The sequence below is a fragment of the Bradyrhizobium sp. CCBAU 11361 genome, assembly GCF_028128935.1.
Lineage (GTDB): Bacteria > Pseudomonadota > Alphaproteobacteria > Rhizobiales > Xanthobacteraceae > Bradyrhizobium > Bradyrhizobium niftali.
This window is the reverse complement of record NZ_LBJZ01000176.1, coordinates 91,786-108,951: the sequence shown is the minus strand read 5'-3', so window position 1 is coordinate 108,951 and position 17,166 is coordinate 91,786. Positions and strand designations below refer to the sequence as shown.

General features: G+C 66.3%; 15 protein-coding genes. 7 read left to right on the top strand and 8 right to left on the bottom strand.

Annotated features, from left to right (window positions below; genetic code table 11):
* Positions 1-307 precede the first annotated feature (307 nt).
* The gene (locus XI08_RS21385) at positions 308-730 is read right to left on the bottom strand and encodes a tautomerase family protein (protein ID WP_271575848.1); all 423 of its coding nucleotides are present in this window, start codon (positions 728-730) and stop codon (positions 308-310) included.
* A 113-nt stretch (positions 731-843) separates the two neighbouring features.
* On the opposite strand from XI08_RS21385, the gene XI08_RS21380 reads away from it, so the two are divergent.
* Positions 844-1,695: a LysR family transcriptional regulator gene (locus tag XI08_RS21380; protein ID WP_271575847.1), complete on the top strand. Its 852-nt coding sequence runs from the start codon at positions 844-846 to the stop codon at positions 1,693-1,695.
* A 12-nt stretch (positions 1,696-1,707) separates the two neighbouring features.
* On the opposite strand, the gene XI08_RS21375 is transcribed toward XI08_RS21380, so the two are convergent.
* Genes XI08_RS21375 through XI08_RS21365 form a run of 3 tightly spaced genes read right to left on the bottom strand, consistent with a single transcriptional unit; the run spans position 1,708 to position 4,380 of the window.
* Positions 1,708-3,144, bottom strand: a complete 1,437-nt coding sequence (locus tag XI08_RS21375) for a TIGR01777 family oxidoreductase (protein WP_271575846.1) — start codon at positions 3,142-3,144, stop codon at positions 1,708-1,710.
* A complete protein-coding gene (locus tag XI08_RS21370; protein ID WP_271575845.1) occupies positions 3,141-3,806 on the bottom strand; it encodes a DUF4166 domain-containing protein in 666 nt (221 codons plus the stop codon). The genes XI08_RS21375 and XI08_RS21370 overlap by 4 nt, the downstream gene beginning before the upstream one ends.
* 16 nt (positions 3,807-3,822) lie before the next feature.
* Positions 3,823-4,380, bottom strand: a complete 558-nt coding sequence (locus XI08_RS21365; protein ID WP_271575844.1) for a GbsR/MarR family transcriptional regulator — start codon at positions 4,378-4,380, stop codon at positions 3,823-3,825.
* Between the two features lie 154 nt (positions 4,381-4,534).
* Here XI08_RS21365 and XI08_RS21360 point away from each other — a divergent pair, with 154 nt between their 5' ends.
* Complete coding sequence (locus tag XI08_RS21360) at positions 4,535-6,055, top strand: PAS domain-containing sensor histidine kinase (RefSeq protein WP_271575843.1); 1,521 nt, start codon at positions 4,535-4,537, stop codon at positions 6,053-6,055.
* Positions 6,056-6,222: 167 nt separating this feature from the next.
* On the opposite strand, the gene XI08_RS21355 is transcribed toward XI08_RS21360, so the two are convergent.
* The 4 genes from XI08_RS21355 to XI08_RS21340 form a co-directional block, all read right to left on the bottom strand.
* Complete coding sequence (locus tag XI08_RS21355; protein WP_027549311.1) at positions 6,223-6,522, bottom strand: acylphosphatase; 300 nt, start codon at positions 6,520-6,522, stop codon at positions 6,223-6,225.
* Positions 6,519-7,385 (bottom strand): isocitrate lyase/PEP mutase family protein, encoded by an 867-nt coding sequence (locus XI08_RS21350; protein ID WP_271575842.1) that lies wholly within the window; start codon positions 7,383-7,385, stop codon positions 6,519-6,521. Before XI08_RS21350 ends, XI08_RS21355 begins: the two co-directional genes overlap by 4 nt.
* Positions 7,386-7,543: 158 nt before the next feature.
* Positions 7,544-9,559: an acetyl-CoA carboxylase biotin carboxylase subunit gene (locus XI08_RS21345; protein WP_271575841.1), complete on the bottom strand. Its 2,016-nt coding sequence runs from the start codon at positions 9,557-9,559 to the stop codon at positions 7,544-7,546.
* A gap of 185 nt (positions 9,560-9,744) precedes the next feature.
* The gene (locus XI08_RS21340; RefSeq protein WP_271575840.1) at positions 9,745-10,827 is read right to left on the bottom strand and encodes a zinc-binding metallopeptidase family protein; all 1,083 of its coding nucleotides are present in this window, start codon (positions 10,825-10,827) and stop codon (positions 9,745-9,747) included.
* 221 nt (positions 10,828-11,048) lie between these two features.
* Between XI08_RS21340 and XI08_RS21335 the strand changes: the two genes are divergently transcribed.
* The 5 genes from XI08_RS21335 to XI08_RS21315 all read left to right on the top strand — a co-directional run bounded on the left by XI08_RS21335 (position 11,049) and on the right by XI08_RS21315 (position 17,166).
* On the top strand, positions 11,049-13,526 hold the full coding sequence (locus tag XI08_RS21335) for a PAS domain S-box protein (RefSeq protein WP_271575839.1): 2,478 nt from the start codon (positions 11,049-11,051) through the stop codon (positions 13,524-13,526).
* A 219-nt stretch (positions 13,527-13,745) separates the two neighbouring features.
* Positions 13,746-14,186, top strand: coding sequence for an EamA family transporter (locus XI08_RS21330; RefSeq protein WP_271575838.1), 441 nt, complete (start codon positions 13,746-13,748; stop codon positions 14,184-14,186).
* Positions 14,187-14,251: 65 nt separating this feature from the next.
* Positions 14,252-15,520, top strand: coding sequence for an MFS transporter (locus tag XI08_RS21325; RefSeq protein ID WP_271575837.1), 1,269 nt, complete (start codon positions 14,252-14,254; stop codon positions 15,518-15,520).
* A gap of 25 nt (positions 15,521-15,545) precedes the next feature.
* On the top strand, positions 15,546-16,805 hold the full coding sequence (locus XI08_RS21320) for an arsenic transporter (protein WP_271575836.1): 1,260 nt from the start codon (positions 15,546-15,548) through the stop codon (positions 16,803-16,805).
* A gap of 124 nt (positions 16,806-16,929) precedes the next feature.
* On the top strand, positions 16,930-17,166 hold the full coding sequence (locus XI08_RS21315; protein ID WP_271575835.1) for a hypothetical protein: 237 nt from the start codon (positions 16,930-16,932) through the stop codon (positions 17,164-17,166).

The following is a 17,166-nucleotide window of genomic DNA, read 5'->3' as shown; positions in this document are numbered from 1 at the left end:
TGCAGGACGATCGCTGCCCGCGTGGCGTCCCGCGACATACCAATAGTCAAGCCCGGCAAGACACCCAGCCACGACAAACAGCAAGCTGAAAAGAGTGAGCGACCGGAACAGCACGGTTTGACTCGCGGCACCGATCGCACTGCCGACGCAAGCCTAGAATAAAAGCGACCGTATGTGAAACTTCTCGCTCAGCCAAATTGCAATGGCAGCCGGAATCCCGGTGAGCAGGCAAACAATGGGCAAGACAATTGACGCGCTGATCAAAATCGCCGCCGCGGGTGGGATTGTTCACCCGCGGCCTGCAACTTCATGCCGCCTTCAGCGCAACCTCGAGCTTGCCGGCGATGTAGCGGCGCTCCTGGGTCAGGCCGCCAAAGCCGTAGGCGTCGCTCTTGACCTCGTCGACATGCAAATAGGTCTCGGGGTGCAGCGGGCCCAGGATCTCGGCCATGCGCTTGAACATCGCGGCGAGATAAGCCGCCTTCTCGTCCTTGGTGTTGGTGCCTTCGCTGACGTGGATGTCGATCCAGTAGCTTGCGAGCTTCTGCTCGGCGAGTGATTTGCCGCCGGCGAACCAGTCGCCGGCATCGACCGATTTCACGATGATGGCGGTGACCTTGGGATCCTTGTGCAGGATTTTTGCGGTGAGCTCGGACACGGCATTCGCGATGTCGGCCTTCAGCGAGGGCGACTGGCGAGAGGTGGTGTAGGACACGGTGATCAGGGGCATGGTCGTTCTCCTCAAGATGCCGCACTGGCGTTGCGCGGCGTTGATGGGAAGCTAGACCTCCCCTCGTCATTTTGGTAGCTTATCGTTGTTGATACCAGTGATAACCTATCATAATGACAGCCACCCTCGACATCGCCACCATCAAGGCCTTCCTGCTGGTCGCCGACCTCCAGAGCTTTACCCGCACCGCCGAAGCGCTCGGCACCACGCAAGCCGCCGTCAGCCTCAAGCTTCAGCGGCTGGAAACGCTGCTCGGCAAACGCCTCGTCGAGCGCTCGCCGCGCGCGGTCCGGCTCACCGCCGACGGCGCAGCATTCCTCGAACGCGCCCGCGCGCTGATCGAGGCTCATGACCGCGCATTGTCCGGCGAGGCCTCCGTCGCGCAGTCGCTTTCGCTCGGCATCTCCGACCACGCAGCGGGGCCCGAGCTGGTGCCGCTGCTCGAACGCCTGCACGCGATGTCCTCGAACCTCACGCTCGCCGTCACCATCGGCTTCTCGCGCGAGATGCAGGACGCTTATGACGCGGGCGAGCTGGATGCGGTGATCGTACGCCAGGAAGGCAGCCGCCGCGGCGGCGAGAAACTCGCCGAGGACGAGTTCGGCTGGTTCGCGTCACGACGCTTCACGCTGCCCAAGGGCGAGCCGCTGCCACTCGCAACGCTCGCCCCGCCCTGCGGCGTCCGCGCCATCGCCGTGCGCGCGCTCGACAAGGCCAGCCTCGCCTGGCGCGAGCGATTTGTCGGCGGCGGCGTCACGGCGGTGGTCGCGGCCGCACTTGCCGGACTTGCGATCGCGCCGCTGGCGCGGCGGATCGCACCGGCCGGGCTCGTCGACATCGGGCCGGCGCATAAGCTACCGAAGCTGGGCAGCTCGAAAGTGATGCTGCATTCGAAGGTCAGCGATCCCGCCAAGCTGGCGGCGCTGCGTGCGGTGGCGGCGACGTTCAAGAGCGTCGCCGCCTGACATAACACTAGCTCACAAAATCGCCTCGAACGCGCTGCGCAGCGTCTCGTGGCGGAACACGAAACCGCGGCTCAGCGCCTTGTTGGGCAGCACGCGCTGGCCGCCGAGCAGGAGCTCATCGGCAAAGCCGCCACCGATCCGGCGCAAGAGACCACCGGGAATGCGAAACACCGCGGGCCGATGCAGGCGGCGGCCAAGCTCTTCGGTGAACTTTGCATTGGTGACCGGGATCGGCGCCGTGGCGTTGACGGGACCGGCGAGATCGGGGGTCGCCATCACATAGGCGATCAGCCGAATGAGATCGTCGCGCTCGATCCAGGACATCCACTGCCGCCCGGTGCCGAGCGGCCCGCCGAGGCCGAACTCGAACGGCGTCAGCATGCGCGTGATGAAGCCACCCTCGGTGCCGAGCACGAGGCCGATGCGGAAGTAGACCACGCGCACGCCGAGCTCTTCCGCGGGCCGCGCCGCCTGCTCCCAGGCCGCGCACAGCTCATGGCTGAAGCAGGCATGCGACTTCGCCGACTCGGTCAGCACCTGGTCGGCCCACAGGCCGTACCAGCCGATCGCGGAGCCGCTGATGAGCACGTCGGGCTTGTGGTCGAGCCGCGCGATCAGCTTGACGACCTCGCCGGTCATGTCGATGCGAGACTTCAGGATCTCGGCGCGCTTCACCTCGGTCCACAGGCCGTTGCCGATCGGCTCGCCGGCGAGATTGACGATGGCGTCGATACGCATGTCCGAGGCGAGCTGATCGAGGCTGGTGATCAGCGTCACCGGCGGCGGCAGCAGCTCGGCCTTCGCCGGGTTGCGAATGAGCGCGATGACGTGATGCCCTGCCCCGCTGAGGCTCGCCGCGAGGCGGCTGCCGATGAAGCCGGTGGCACCTGATATCAGCACGGTCTTGCGGCCCGGAAGTTTCTCGACGAGCCCGGCCGCCGGCACGCACTTCATGCGGCCGAGCCGGCGCACCGCCGCAAAATCCCTGCCGCCGCAGAGCGCCGCGCCGACCGCGCAGGCGGTCGCGGCGATGCTGAGCAGGCCCTGATACACGACGGTCACGCCGAACGGCTGCATCGCCCAATCGACCAGCACCGGCAGCAGCAGCACCAGGATGGCACCGTAGTTGATCGCCAGCAGCGTGTGATTGATCCGCTCGCTCGGCGGCAATTTCCGGCTCAGATCCTCCTCGACGAAATCCATCAGCGTGATGACGATCTCGGCGACCAGCACCGCGACGATCAGCAGCGCCAGCGCGCCATGAACCTCAAGCCAGCCGAGCACGAGGAACAGCAGCGCATAGAGCACGTTGCGGACGCCGTGCAGCTTCAGCTCGAAGCGCTGCGACACCCGCCAGGCCAGGCGCTCGGTGAATTCGTGGTGATAGAAGGTGTCGAACACGCCCATCGCGATCTGGACGGCGATGAGGATCCACAACAGCGGCGTCATGATACGGCCTCCCTGAAGGTGACGGACTGGTGGATCAGCGCGCCGTAACGCGGGTGGGTGACATCGAGGGTGAAGCGGAAGGTGCCCTCGCCGAGATCGCTGTGCGTCACCGTGAGGTCGCCCGGCGTGAGCCATCGCGGCAACGGGATCCACAGGCGTCCGAGCTGGAGGCCGTAAGCAGCGCTGCGGAAGGTCAGCACCTGGTCCTCGACCGCGATGCGCAGCGCCATCGAGACGCCGAAGCCGACATATTCCTCGAGCCCGGTCGGGCCGGCGAAGCGTTTTGCGGAATGGATCACCTGCGGAAAGCCGCGCTTGCGCGCGCAGATGCGCGTCCAGGTCTGGCCGCCGCTTGCGGCGTCCTCGGTGACCGTCACGATCATCGGCACGCCGGTGTCGCGGCCGGTCGGCAATGGCCCGCCGATCAGGCGTACGAGTTGCGCCAACCACCAGCCGGCGTCGCTGAAGGCAACCTCGTCGACCACGCCGACATACACGACACTGTCGCCGTCGGCGACGCGTTTGGAAAAGCGCCGCCAGGTCGCGAGCGGCAGGCGGCCCCAGTCCTCGTCCGACAGGAGCGCACGGAAGCGGCGGTCGTCGAGCAGTTTGGTGTGAATGGGAAGAGATGCGCTGGAGCCTGATAATCGAGCCGACGTCATCGCACCCTCCCTCGCGCTATTTGGCCTTGCCCAGCGGCAGCAGGTTGGCGATCTTCTCGCCAAGCCGCATCAGGGCGACCAGCCGCGGTCGCGGCACCTTCAACATCTGCATGAACCAGTGGTCGGCGAGCTCGGTGAAGGCGAGCATCTCCTTCAGCCGTTTGCTTGCGACCGGATTGATGGTCGGATCGTCGGCAGCATCGGACACGCAGGCCCTGAGCGCCGTGATCGCCGGATCGAGCTCGCGCTCCTTGCGCCGCGCCGCGATCCGGGCCGCAACCTCCCAGATGTCGGTCTCGGCTTCGAAATGATCGCGGCGGTCGCCGAGGATCGGCACCCGCCGGATCAGGCTCCAGGCCAGCAGCTCCTTGATCGAGTTGGAGACGTTGGAGCGCGCCATGCCGAGCGTGTCGGCGATGTCCTCGGCGGTCATCGGTGCCTCCGCGAGATAGAGCAGCCCGTGGATCTGGCTGACCGAGCGGTTGACGCCCCATCCGTCGCCCATGTCGCCCCAATGCAGGATGAAGCGCTCGACGGCGGCGGGGAGTTTCTTCTTTCCGGTTATTTCTGTCATAACAGAAATATCTGACGGATGAGATTGAGTGTCAAGTGCTCCCGGCGGCCTCCCCCCCTGCATACCGGCCGCTGCATTTGCCTAAAAACTTCCCAGAGATTGGGAACCAAGCGCCCCATTCGGCGTTTGCACCGGTCGAGGCAGGGTGGCCGAAATGTTTAGAAAGTCCAATCAGCAGAGAGACTTGTTCGAGAGCGAACGCAGTTTCCGGCTGTTGGTCGAAGGAGTTGCCGACTACGCCCTGTACATGCTCGATCCCAAGGGGATCATCACGAGCTGGAATATCGGTGGCGAGCGCATCAAGGGCTATTCGTCCGACGAGATCGTCGGCCAGCACTTTTCGCGCTTCTACACCGAGACCGACCGGGCCAATGGCAAGCCCGCCCGCGCACTCGGCATCGCCCGCGACAAGGGCCGTTATGAGGAAGAAGGCTGGCGCGTCCGCAAGGACGGCACCTTCTTCTGGGCGAGCGTCGTGATCGACCCGATCTACGAGAACCGCGAGCTCATCGGCTTCGCGAAGATCACGCGCGACATCACCGAGCGACGCAACACGCAGCTCAAGCTCGAGACGATGCAGAAGCAGCTCGCCGAATCCCAGAAATTCGACGCGCTCGGCCAGCTCACCGGCGGCATCGCCCACGATTTCAACAATCTCCTGATGATCATCAGCGGCAGCCTTCACACCCTGAAGCGGGGTACCGACGACGATGCCAAGCTCCAGCGCGCGATCTCGGCGATCGAGACCGCGACCAGGCGCGGCGCCGCGCTGACCAACCAGCTCCTCACCTTCGCGCGGCGACAGAGCGTCAACCCGCAGGCGATCGATTTTTCCGAGCGCATCGGGGCGATCCGCGAGGTGCTCGACGCCGGCGTCGGCAGCGCCGTGCGCCTCGCCTTCGACATCACCCGCGAGGTCTGGCCGATCAGGACCGACGTCTCGGAGTTCGAGACTGCGCTGCTCAATCTCCTCATCAATGCCCGCGATGCGATGCCCGACGGCGGCACGGTGACGATCAGCGCCCGCAACGTCGTGCTGGACGAGCCGCCGCTCGCCGGCGAGTTCGTGGCGATCGACGTCGCCGACACCGGGCTCGGCATTCCCGCCGACGTCGTCGACAAGATTTTCGAGCCGTTCTTCACCACCAAGCCGATCGGCAAGGGCACCGGTCTCGGCCTGTCCCAGGTGCACGGCTTTGCGCATCAGGCCGGCGGCACGGTGAAGGTCACAAGCGAGCTCGGCAAGGGCACGACGTTCAGCATCCTGCTGCCGCGCGGAACGGATGTGCCGGCGCGGGAAGCTGCGCAGGCGCTGCCGTTCCGCGGCAGCGGCACAGTGCTGCTGGTCGAGGACAATCCGGATGTCGCCGTCGTCAGCATCGGCCTGCTGGAGCAGCTCGGCTACCGCGTTCGCCGCGTCCCCGACGCGGAATCCGCGCTGCGCGAGCTCGAGCAAAACGGCGTCGACTTCGTCTTCTCGGACATCGTGATGCCCGGCAAGATGGACGGCCTCACCCTCGCCCATCATCTGCGCCTGATCCGCCCCGGCCTGCCGATCCTGCTCGCTACCGGCTACAGCGAGGCCGCCGCCGACGTGCGCGGCGACTTCCCGATCCTGCGCAAACCCTACGAGATCCACGAGCTGAGCGAGGCGATCGCGAAGCTGCCGAGGTGACTCTCGGCTGCCTCTTCGCCTCTCCCCGCGTGCGGGGAGAGGCCGGAATACGCGCGTAGCGCGGATTCCGGGTGAGGGGGAGTCTCCGCAAACTCAACTCCCACCGCCCCCGCGGAGACTCCCCCTCACCCCAACCCTCTCCCCGCAAGCGGGGCGAGGGAGAAGAGCTACACCGTCGGCAGAACCGAGAACTTCTCCCCTGCCCTGCGCAGGTCCAGCTCGTCCGCACCGGCGGTCTCGCTGGTGACGCTGTCGACGCGCGCGGATGGCGGACCATGGCGGCACAGCGCCACCATGTCGGCGACGTGGTTCGGCGCGCCCGCGAACAGCGCTTCCACGCTGCCGTCGCGGCGGTTGCGGACCCAGCCTTCGAGCCCGCTCGTGGTGGCCTGGTATTCGACCCAGGCACGATAGCCGACGCCCTGCACGCGGCCGCGGATCATGACCTGGAGGATCGCCCGGCTCATTCTTTTAGTCCGAGCAGATCGGCGCTGCGCGCCTTCGTCTCGGCCTCGCGCATGACACGGTTGGTCAATTCCGCGGGCGCCAATCCCTTGAGCGCTTTGGGCGGCGCGCCTTCGCGCAGCGCCTTCAGCGTGTCGTGGACGGCCTGCGTCGCGGCCGCGATCGGCGCATGGCCCTGGAGCGCGATGCGCACGCGCTGGGAGACGAGATAATCGGGCGCATTCAATTCTTCCGGCGCACCACCGAGCACGATCGGAAGATGCGTGGCGGACGCGACGGCCTCGAGCTCCGCGCGCGACTTGATGCCGGTGAAGAACAGCGCGTCGACGCCGGTCGCCTCGTATGCCCGCGCGCGCCGGATGGCATCTTCGAGCGACGTGATCGCGGCCGCGCCGGTACGGCCCATGATGACGAGCGAGGGATCGCTGCGGCCGCTGAGCGCCGCCTTCATCTTGCCGACGCCCTCCTCCAGCGAGATCAGTTGCGTCTTCGCTTCACCGAAGGCGGCCGGCAGCAGCGTGTCCTCGATGGTGAGGCCGGCCGCCCCCGCCGTCTCCAGCTCCTGCACGGTGCGGCGCACGTTGAGCGCATTGCCATAGCCGTGATCGGCATCGACCAGCACCGGCAGCGCGGAGGCGCGCGACATCCGCCGCATCTGCTCGGCGAGCTCGGTGAGCGTGATCAGCGTGATATCGGGGTCGCCGAGCACGGCGAGCGAGGCCACCGAGCCGCCGAACATGCCGAGCGGAAAGCCGAGATCATCGGCGATGCGGATCGAGATGGCGTCATAGACCGAGCCGGGATGGATGCAGGCAGGACCCGACAGGATCGATCGCAATTTTTCGCGGCGGGAACGGAAGGCCATGGTGCTGTCTCGGTCGGTGCAACTCCGTCGCAACATACTCCGTCATTGCGAGCGCAGCGAAGCAATCCAGAATCTTTCCACGGAGGCAGTCTGGATTGCTTCGCTGCGCTCGCAATGACGAAGCGCGTGGAGCCCGCTTAGGGCCCCACTCGCACTCTTTACGCAAACTCCAAAATCAGTGCGTCGACCGCGAGCGTGGCACCAGCGCTGGCGTGGATCTTCTTCACGGTGCCGTCCCGCTCGGCGCGGAGCACGTTCTGCATCTTCATCGCTTCGACCACCGCGAGCGTCTCGCCGGCCTTGACCTCCTGCCCCTCGCTCACCGCGATCGAGACGATCAGCCCGGGCATCGGGCAGAGCAGCTTCTTGCCGGTGTCGGAGGCCGTGGTCACCGGCATCAACCGCGCCGAGGCGGCTTCGGCCTCGGTCCAGACATAGACCGGCACCTCGACACCCTGATGCGCAAGACGGATGCCGTTGGGAACCGGGCGCGTCTGCACCGCGACGAAGTGGCCGTCGATGGTGCCCTGCCAGACCGGATCGCCCGGCTTCCACGGCGACTGCAACAGATGCGCATTGCCGGCCTTGCCGTCGGCATCGACGAAGCGGATCGCGATCGCCTCGCCCTCGCGCGCGACCTCGAGCCCGATCTCCTGGCGATCGAGCCAGACCGCACGGCGGCGCTCGCGCTGCACGATCCGGCCGCCAAGCTGACCGGAAATCTGGCGCTTGCGCTCGCCGAGCACGTGATCGATGGCGGCGCCGACCGCGGCGATCCGCCGGGCGACCTCGCCTTCGGGCACGCGCACCGCAAAGCCCTTGGGGAATTCCTCGGCGATGAAGCCGGTCGAGAGCCGGCCCTCGCGCCAGCGCGGATGATGCATCAGCGCCGACAGGAACGGGATGTTGTGCCTGATGCCGTCGACATAGAACGAGTCCAGTGCCGTCGCCTGTGCCTCGATCGCGGCCGCGCGCGAGGGTGCGTGGGTGACGAGCTTGGCGATCATCGGATCGTAATGGATCGAGATCTCGCCGCCCTCCTGCACGCCGGTGTCGTTGCGGATCGTGATGCCGTCCTGGCTGGCTTCCGCCGGCGGACGATACTTCACCAGGCGCCCGATCGAGGGCAGGAAGTTGCGGAACGGGTCTTCGGCGTAGAGGCGGGATTCCACGGCCCAGCCGGTCAGCGTGACGTCCTTCTGCGCAAGGCCGAGCTTCTCGCCGGCGGCGACCCGGATCATCTGCTCGACGAGGTCGATGCCGGTCACGAGCTCGGTGACGGGATGCTCGACCTGGAGGCGCGTGTTCATCTCCAGGAAGAAGAAGCTCTTGTCCTGGCCGGCGACGAATTCGACGGTGCCGGCGGAATCGTAGCTCACGGCCTTGGCCAGCGCGACCGCCTGCTCGCCCATCTTGCGGCGGGTGGCCTCATCGAGCAGCGGCGACGGTGCCTCCTCGATGACCTTCTGGTTGCGGCGCTGGATCGAGCATTCGCGCTCGCCGAGATAGATGACGTTGCCGTGCTTGTCGCCCAGCACCTGGATCTCGATGTGGCGGGGATCGACGATGAACTTCTCGACGAAGACGCGGTCGTCGCCGAACGAGGCCTTGGCCTCGGCCTTGGCGAGGTTGAAGCCCTCGGCGACCTCGCCCTTCGAATGCGCGATGCGCATGCCCTTGCCGCCGCCGCCGGCGGAGGCCTTGATCATCACGGGGTAGCCGATCTCGTCGGCGATGCGGACCGCGTGCTTGTCGTCCTCGATGACGCCGAGATAGCCCGGCACGGTCGAGACCTTTGCCTTGGCGGCCGCCTTCTTGGATTCGATCTTGTCGCCCATCGCGGCGATCGCGCCCGGGTTCGGGCCGATGAAGACGATGCCGGCGGCTTCCAGCGCGCGCGGAAAGGCCTCGCGCTCGGACAGGAAGCCGTAGCCGGGATGCACCGCCTCGGCGCCCGTCTTGCGGCAGGCCTCGACGATCTTCTCGATCACCAGATAGCTCTCGGCGGCGGCCGGCGGGCCGATCAGCACCGCCTCGTCGGCCATCTCGACATGGAGGGCATCGCGGTCGGCCTCGGAATAGACCGCGACCGTTTCGATTCCCATCCGGCGGGCAGTCTTGATGACCCGGCAGGCGATTTCGCCGCGATTGGCGATCAGGATGCGTTTGAACATGCTTTTCTTGAGTCTCGACCTTGGGCGGGACCCTTCCCCGACCGTTGGGGCCTCTGGGACGGGCCGTGTGGCCCCGTGGTACATCAAAATAGGCCGGAGGCAACGGTCTAAATCCGGCCCCTCTGGCGTACCAGCGCAAGACCAAAACGGACTTGGGCAACGGGCTTGGCGAGCCCCGGGCCGGCCTACGGCTTCCCGGCCTTGGCCACGCCCCGCACCAGGGCGTGAATGAAGTCCAGTTTGGCGACCACCGCCTGCGACAGGATGAACGGATAGAGGTCGCGCATGCCCATGGCGCGGTTGACGCTGTTCAGGGCGAAGGTGAAGGGCAGCCATGCGTCGACCAGCGTCTGGACGTCCCGCGCCTCGTAGGGGTTGAACCGGAGCCGCGTCGACAACTCTCCGTCGCGATCGACCCGCGGCCGCACCTCCATACCGAACTCGGAGGCCATCTCCAGGGTGTCGACGATATGGAGGTAGTGCGCCCAGGTTTCGGCGAAATCTTCCCAGGGGTGCGTCGTGGCGTAGGCAGAGACATAGTTCTGCTGCCAGTCCGGCGGCGCGCCTTCGGCATAATGGCGCTGCAAGGCCTGGCCGTAATCGGCCGAATCGTCGCCGAAGACAGCACGGCATGCGTCGAGCTTGCCGCCCGCGCGGACCAGCACATCCCAGAAATAATGTCCGACCTCGTGGCGGAAATGCCCGAGCAGCGTCCGGTAGGGCTCACCCATCTCCAGCCTGCGCCGCTCGCGCTCGATGCCGTCGGTTTCGGTAAGCGCGATCGTGACCAGGCCGTTGTCATGGCCGGTCATGATCCTCTGTCCGCTGTTCGGATCGTCGGCGAGGAAGTTGAAGATCAGGCCGTGCTCGGGATTGTCCTGCCGGTTCTGGAGCGGCAGCTTCCAGCGGATCAGGGAATAGAACAGCCGGTGTTTCGCCACCTCCAGCTCGCGCCAGCCGGCGAGTTGAGCCGGATCGGAGAGATCAGGCACCATGCCGTTGTGGCGGCAGGCGCGACAATATCCGTTGGTATCGCCCGGATCCGTCAGCCAGTTGCAGGCATCGTACTCGGCATTGCGGCAGAGCATCCGTCCCCTGCCCTTGTCGGCCAGCGTCGTCCAGGACACCGCCTGAGCCTCGCCGTCCGGCTCGAGCGCCGACATCGTCTCCTTCTCCGGGAGGAAGGCGACGCGGTGACCGCAACGTCCGCAGGCGCGGTTCTCGAAATAGAGAACGTTGCCGCAGGACTGGCAGACAAAGAGCTTCAAGATTTAGCCTCTTCGAAAACGGAGTTTTATGAATGAGCGTCGTGGCGCCTCGCAAAGACGCGTCCGCAGACGCATCGTTCCAATCTTCGGAACAAATAGCCAGCCCCGCCGTTAGCTGACCGGACTTTTCCGCGTTCAGGCTGGCCGCGGGCCTTTCCGACAATCTATCCCCTTTGAGCAATGGCTATCACGCTTTGTCTGTGTGAATATTGGTCCGGCACGTGCGCACACGCATCACAACGGCCGACGCCTTGAACGATCCTTTGCCAGAGACAATCGCCGCCGAAAGGCTGCGCCAGCACCTCGAAGACGTCGCGCGCGAGCGCGACAATGCCTATCGCGCGCTCCAGGAGCGCGAGGCCGAGCTCGCGCGCATCCAGCGCATCGGCAAGGTCGGCGGCCTCGAGGTCGACTTCCGCGAGGGCTTCAAGAACCGTCGCTCGCCGGAATATCTGATGATCCACGGCCTGCCTCCCGAGGCCGCCGACGAATCGCACGAGGACTGGGTCGGCCGCATCCATCCCGATGACCGCGACGCCGCGGTGGCACACTTCTTCGATGCGCTGGCCGGGACCAGCGAGGATTATACCGCCGAATACCGCATCATCCGTCCGAGCGACAGCGAGACCCGCTGGATCCGTGTCGTTGCCAAGATCGAGCGTGGCAGCGACGGGCGCGCCATCCGCCTCGTCGGCGCCCATATCGACATCACCGACCAGATGCTCGCCCGTGAGACGCTGCGCGAGAGCGAGGAGCGGTTTCGGCTGATCGCCGACAGCGCGCCGGTACCGATCTGGGTCACAAAACTCGACCGCAAGCGTTCCTTCGCCAACCAGGCCTATGTCGACTTCGTCGGCCTGCCCTACGAGGAGGCCATCGATTTCGACTGGCGCAAGGTGCTGCATCCGGACGACCTGCCGCATGTGCTCCAGCAATCCGTCCAGGGTGAAGCGTCGCTCAAACCCTTCGTGCTGGAAGCGCGCTACAAGAACGCCAGCGGCGAATGGCGCTGGCTGCGCTCCGAATCCCAGCCGCGCTGGGATCCGACCGGCAAGCATATCGGCTTCATCGGCGTCGCCCACGACATCACCGCCGCCAAGCAGGCCGAGATCGAGCTGCGGCGGCTCAACGAGACGCTGGAAGAGCGCATCGTCGAGCGCACCGTCGAGCTCGAATCCAACGAGGCCCGGCTCCGCGCGATCCTGGAGACCAGCAACCAGTATCAGGGGCTGGTCAATCTCAAGGGCGAATTGCTCTACGCCAACAAGACCACGCTCGCCGGCATCTGCGCCGAGGCACGGGACGTCATCGGCCAGCCGTTCTGGGACACGCCGTGGTTCACCGGGACCCCGGGCATGAGCGACGTCGCGCGCGAGGCCTTTGAGACGGTGCTGAGGGGCGAAGCGGTGCGGATGGAGATGCGGCTGCGCCTGCCGGCCGGCGAGCGCGATTTCGAGTTCGGCATGCGCCCCGTGCTCGACCGCCACGGCAACATCACCGGCGCAGTGCCCGAGGCCGTCGACATCACCGAGCGCCGCCGCGGCGAGGAGGCGCTGCGGCAGTCGCAGAAGATGGAGGCGATCGGGCAGCTCACCGGCGGTGTCGCGCACGACTTCAACAACCTCCTGACCATCATCCGCTCGGCGACCGACTTCCTGCGCCGGCGCGAGTTGCCGGAGGAGCGCCGCCGCCGCTATGTCGACGCCATCTCCGACACCGTCGAGCGCGCCTCGAAGCTGACCGCGCAGCTTCTGGCCTTCGCGCGACGGCAGCCGCTGAAGCCGCAGATCTTCAATGTCGGCAGCCAGGTCGAGGGCGTGGCGCAACTGGTCCGGCCGCTGGTCGGCGGCCGCATCGAGATCAGCGTCGAGGTTCAGGATACGGATTGTTTCACCGTCGCCGACGTCGCGCAGTTCGAGACGGCATTGATCAACCTCGCCATCAACGCCCGCGACGCCATGGACGGCGAAGGCCGCCTCACCATCGCGGTGCGCAAGGTGCAGGGCATCCCGAGCCTGCGCGCGCAATCGGCGCGTGGCGGCGATTATGTCGCGATCTCGGTCGCGGATACCGGCAGCGGCATCGCGCCTGAGTACATCGACGCCATCTTCGAGCCGTTCTTCACGACCAAGGAGGTCGGCAAGGGCACCGGCCTCGGCCTCAGCCAGGCGTTCGGCTTCGCCAAGCAGTCCGAGGGCGACATCGCGGTGACGAGCACACCTCGCAAAGGCGCGACTTTCACGATCTACCTTCCGCAGGCGCAGAGCCCGGCCGCCGAGAGCGAAGCCGCAGCGCTGACCAGCGAGGCCGCGACCACCGGGCGCGGCTACCGCGTGCTCGTGGTGGAGGACAACGACGACGTCGGCCAGTTCTCGACCGAGCTGCTGGAGGACCTCGGCTATGTCGTCCGGCGCGTCGCCAATGCCAGTGCGGCGCTCGCCATCCTCGGCGAGAACGAATTTGCCGTCGATCTCGTCTTCTCCGACGTCATCATGCCCGGCATGAACGGCGTCGAGCTCGCCGGCCTCATCCGCGAGCGCTATCCGGGCCTGCCCGTCGTGCTCACCAGCGGCTACAGCAACGTGCTCGCCGAGAACGCCCATCGCGGCTTCGAGCTGATCCAGAAACCGTATTCGGTGGAATCGCTGTCGCGCATCCTGCGCAAGGCGATCACGGAGAAGTTGTCGGTGGCGCGGTGAGGGGCCACAAAAAAACGGTGTCGTCCCGGCCTAGTGCGTAATTGCGCACGGGGGGCCGGGACCCATACCACGTGATCTCTCTTGTGGCACACACAACGTCGTTCTTCGCCAAACACCTTTTCGTGGTTATGGGTCCCGGCCTTCGCCGGGACGACACCGAGTGTTAGACTCGAGCTAGCCACATCACGACGACTTAACCGCGCGCCCATCAGGAAGCCCATGAAACCCGCCCTCCTCTCCGCCTGGCAGACCTGGGCGCTGCTGTCCGCTTGCTTCGCCGCGCTGACCGCGATCTTCGCCAAGGTCGGCGTCGAGAACATCAATCCGGATCTGGCGACCTTCATCCGCACCATCGTGGTGCTGCTCGCCTTTTCGGTGCTGCTGTTCTTCACCGGGCAATTCGCTGCGCCCTCGGCGATCTCGTCCAGGACCTGGCTGTTCCTGGTGCTGTCGGGGCTCGCGACCGGCGCATCCTGGCTGTGCTATTTTCGCGCGCTGAAGCTTGGGCCCGCCACGCTGGTGGCGCCGATCGACAAGCTCAGTGTCGTTCTGGTTGCTGTCTTCGCGTTCGCATTTCTCGGTGAGCGGCCGACGGCGCAGGGCTGGGCCGGGATTGCCATGATCGGCGCCGGCGCGGTGCTGCTCGCGGTGAAGTTCTGAAGCGGAACAAAGGTGCCGTGAACTCCGTTCCTGCCGGGGCGCTTCTCGCCTCGATCGAGAGACCGATGTCGAGCCAAGACCCCGATCAGGCAAGGCGGGCCAGCCGTGCGCTGGATGCGGCCAACTTCTTCCTCGCCGACGTCCGCGACGGGCTTGGGCCCTATCTTGCCGTCTATCTCCTCACCGAACAGCACTGGGACGAGGCGCGCATCGGCCTCGTGATGTCGATTGCCACAGTCGCGGGTATCGTGGCGCAGACACCGGCCGGCGCGCTGGTCGACGCGACGCGGGCGAAGCGGCTGGTGATGGTTGTCGCCGCGATCATGGTCACGCTTGCATCGCTGTCGCTGCCGTTGTTCCCCGGCTTCGTGCCGGTCGCAATCTCGCAAGGCATCGCGCAGGCCGCCGCCGTGGTGTTTCCACCGGCGATCGCCGCCGTCTCGCTCGGCATCTTCGGCCATGCCGCTTTCACCAGGCGGATCGGCCGCAACGAAACTTTCAACCATGCCGGCAACGCGGTCGCGGCGGGTCTTGCCGGCCTCTCCGCCTATTGGTTTGGCCCGACCGTGGTGTTCTACCTTCTCAGCGCCATGGCGATCGCAAGCCTTGTCAGCATTCTTGCGATCCCCGAACGGGTCATCGACCACGACCTCGCCCGCGGCCTGCACGACGGCGATACACGGAGCGAACAGCCGTCAGGGCTCGCGGTGCTCCTCACCTGTCGCCCCCTGCTCATCTTCGCGATCTGCGTCCTGCTCTTCCATCTCTCCAACGCGGCGATGCTGCCGCTGGTCGGCCAGAAGCTCGCGCTCCAGGACAAGAACATGGGCACCAGCCTGATGTCGGCCTGCATCGTCGCAGCCCAAGTGGTGATGGTGCCGTTCGCGATGCTGGTCGGCGCGAGGGCCGACCGCTGGGGCCACAAGCGCTTCTTCCTCGCTGCGCTGCTGATACTGCCCATTCGGGGAGCGCTCTACACGCTCTCCGACAATCCGTTCTGGCTGGTCGGCGTGCAGCTTCTCGATGGCGTCGGCGCCGGCATCTTCGGGGCGATCTTCCCCGTCATTGTCGCCGACCTCATGCGCAGCACCGGCCGTTTCAACGTCGCGCAGGGCGCGGTCGTCACCGCCCAGAGCATCGGCGCGGCGCTGTCGACGACGCTTGCGGGCCTCGTCGTGGTCGGCGCGGGTTACAGCGCGGCGTTCATCACGCTCGGCGCGGTCGCTGCGATCGGCGCGATCGTCTGCCTTGTCGCCTTGCCCGAGACGCGGCGTGGAACCCTGCGGCCGAAGGGGAAGACAGCGCCGCCGACATCGGTTATCGCTGCCGGATGAACCCATTCCACCTCAAGGATTGAACGTGCCGACCGCGCCGCATGAGGCCATCTGGGCCTGGAGCATCATCGTCGCCGCGACGGCAGGCGTCATCATCCGGCCCTTTCGCCTGCCCGAGGCGATCTGGGCCGTGATCGGCGCTGGCGCGCTCGTGCTGCTCGGCCTCCTACCGTGGCAGGATGCACTCGTTGGCATCGAGAAAGGCGTCGACGTCTATCTCTTCCTGATCGGCATGATGCTGATCGCCGAACTGGCGCGGCTCGAGGGCCTGTTCGACTATCTCGCCGCGCTCGCGGTGGAATATGCAGACGGATCGCCGCAGCGGCTGTTCTTGCTGATCTATCTCGTCGGCACCCTCGTCACCGTGCTGCTCTCGAACGATGCCACCGCGATCGTGCTGACGCCCGCCGTCTATGCCGCGACGCGCGCGGCCGGCGCCAAGCCGTTGCCCTATCTCTTCGTCTGCGCCTTCATCGCGAATGCCGCAAGCTTCGTGCTGCCGATCTCCAATCCGGCCAACCTCGTCGTGTTCGGCGCGCGAATGCCGCATTTGACCGAATGGCTGCGCCTGTTCGCCCTGCCCTCGGCGGCATCGATCCTGCTCACCTATGTCGTGCTGCGCCTGACCCAGCACCGCGCGCTGAAGGAAGAGACCATCGCGCGCAGCGTGCCGCATCCGAAGCTCAGCCGCGGCGGCAAGCTCACAGCCGTGGGCATCGTCGCGATCGGCGTCGTGCTGGTGACGGCCTCGGCGCTGGACAAGCAACTCGGCCTGCCGACCTTCATCTGCGGCGTGGCGACGGCCGCGATCGTGCTGCTGCTGAGCCGGCAATCGCCGCTGCCCGTGCTGAGGGGCGTGTCGTGGAGCGTGCTGCCGCTGGTCGGCGGGCTCTTCGTGATGGTGGAAGCACTGGTGAAAACAGGCGTGATCGGGCAGCTCAGCGCACTGCTGCATCAAGCCGTCGCGCAATCGGTCCCCAAGGCGGCCTGGAGCGTCGGCATCGCAACCGCATTCGCCACCAACATTGCCAACAACCTTCCGGTCGGCCTCGTCGCGGGCTCGGTCGCCGCCAGCGATCATTTGCCCGCGCCCGTCGTCAGCGCCATCCTGATCGGCGTCGACCTCGGCCCCAATCTGTCGGTAACGGGGTCGCTTGCCACCATCCTCTGGCTGGTCGCGCTGCGGCGGGAGAAGATCGAGGTCGGCGCCTGGCCGTTCCTCAAGCTCGGTCTGCTGGTGACGCCGCCCGCTTTGATCGCCGCGCTGGCTGCCGCGATCAGGTAGCCGCGGCCGAACCCGCCGGGCAATCAAGTGCAGTTATTTGCGGTGCATCAATGCCGGCGGGGCTACCGCGGCTAGAGTTCACTTGTCGCGTGTTTCAGACATGCCGCGGCAAGGAAGGTTCATCATGCCAATTCGATCGAAGGCGCTGCCGCAGAGCTTTTCCCTGCGTCGCGAAATCCAGAGCTTCATCGCGCCCGCTGAAGGCCGAGGGGAGACATCCCATCCCCTGCTCGTCTTCTCCGTCGCGGCGCTGCTGGCCCTGTTCGCCATCGTCGAAATCGACCTGCACGCCGCCCAGCTTCAGGCGATCGGTCTGCTCAGCCAGGGCACCGGGATCGATCCCGTCTTCCTGAGCCCGTAG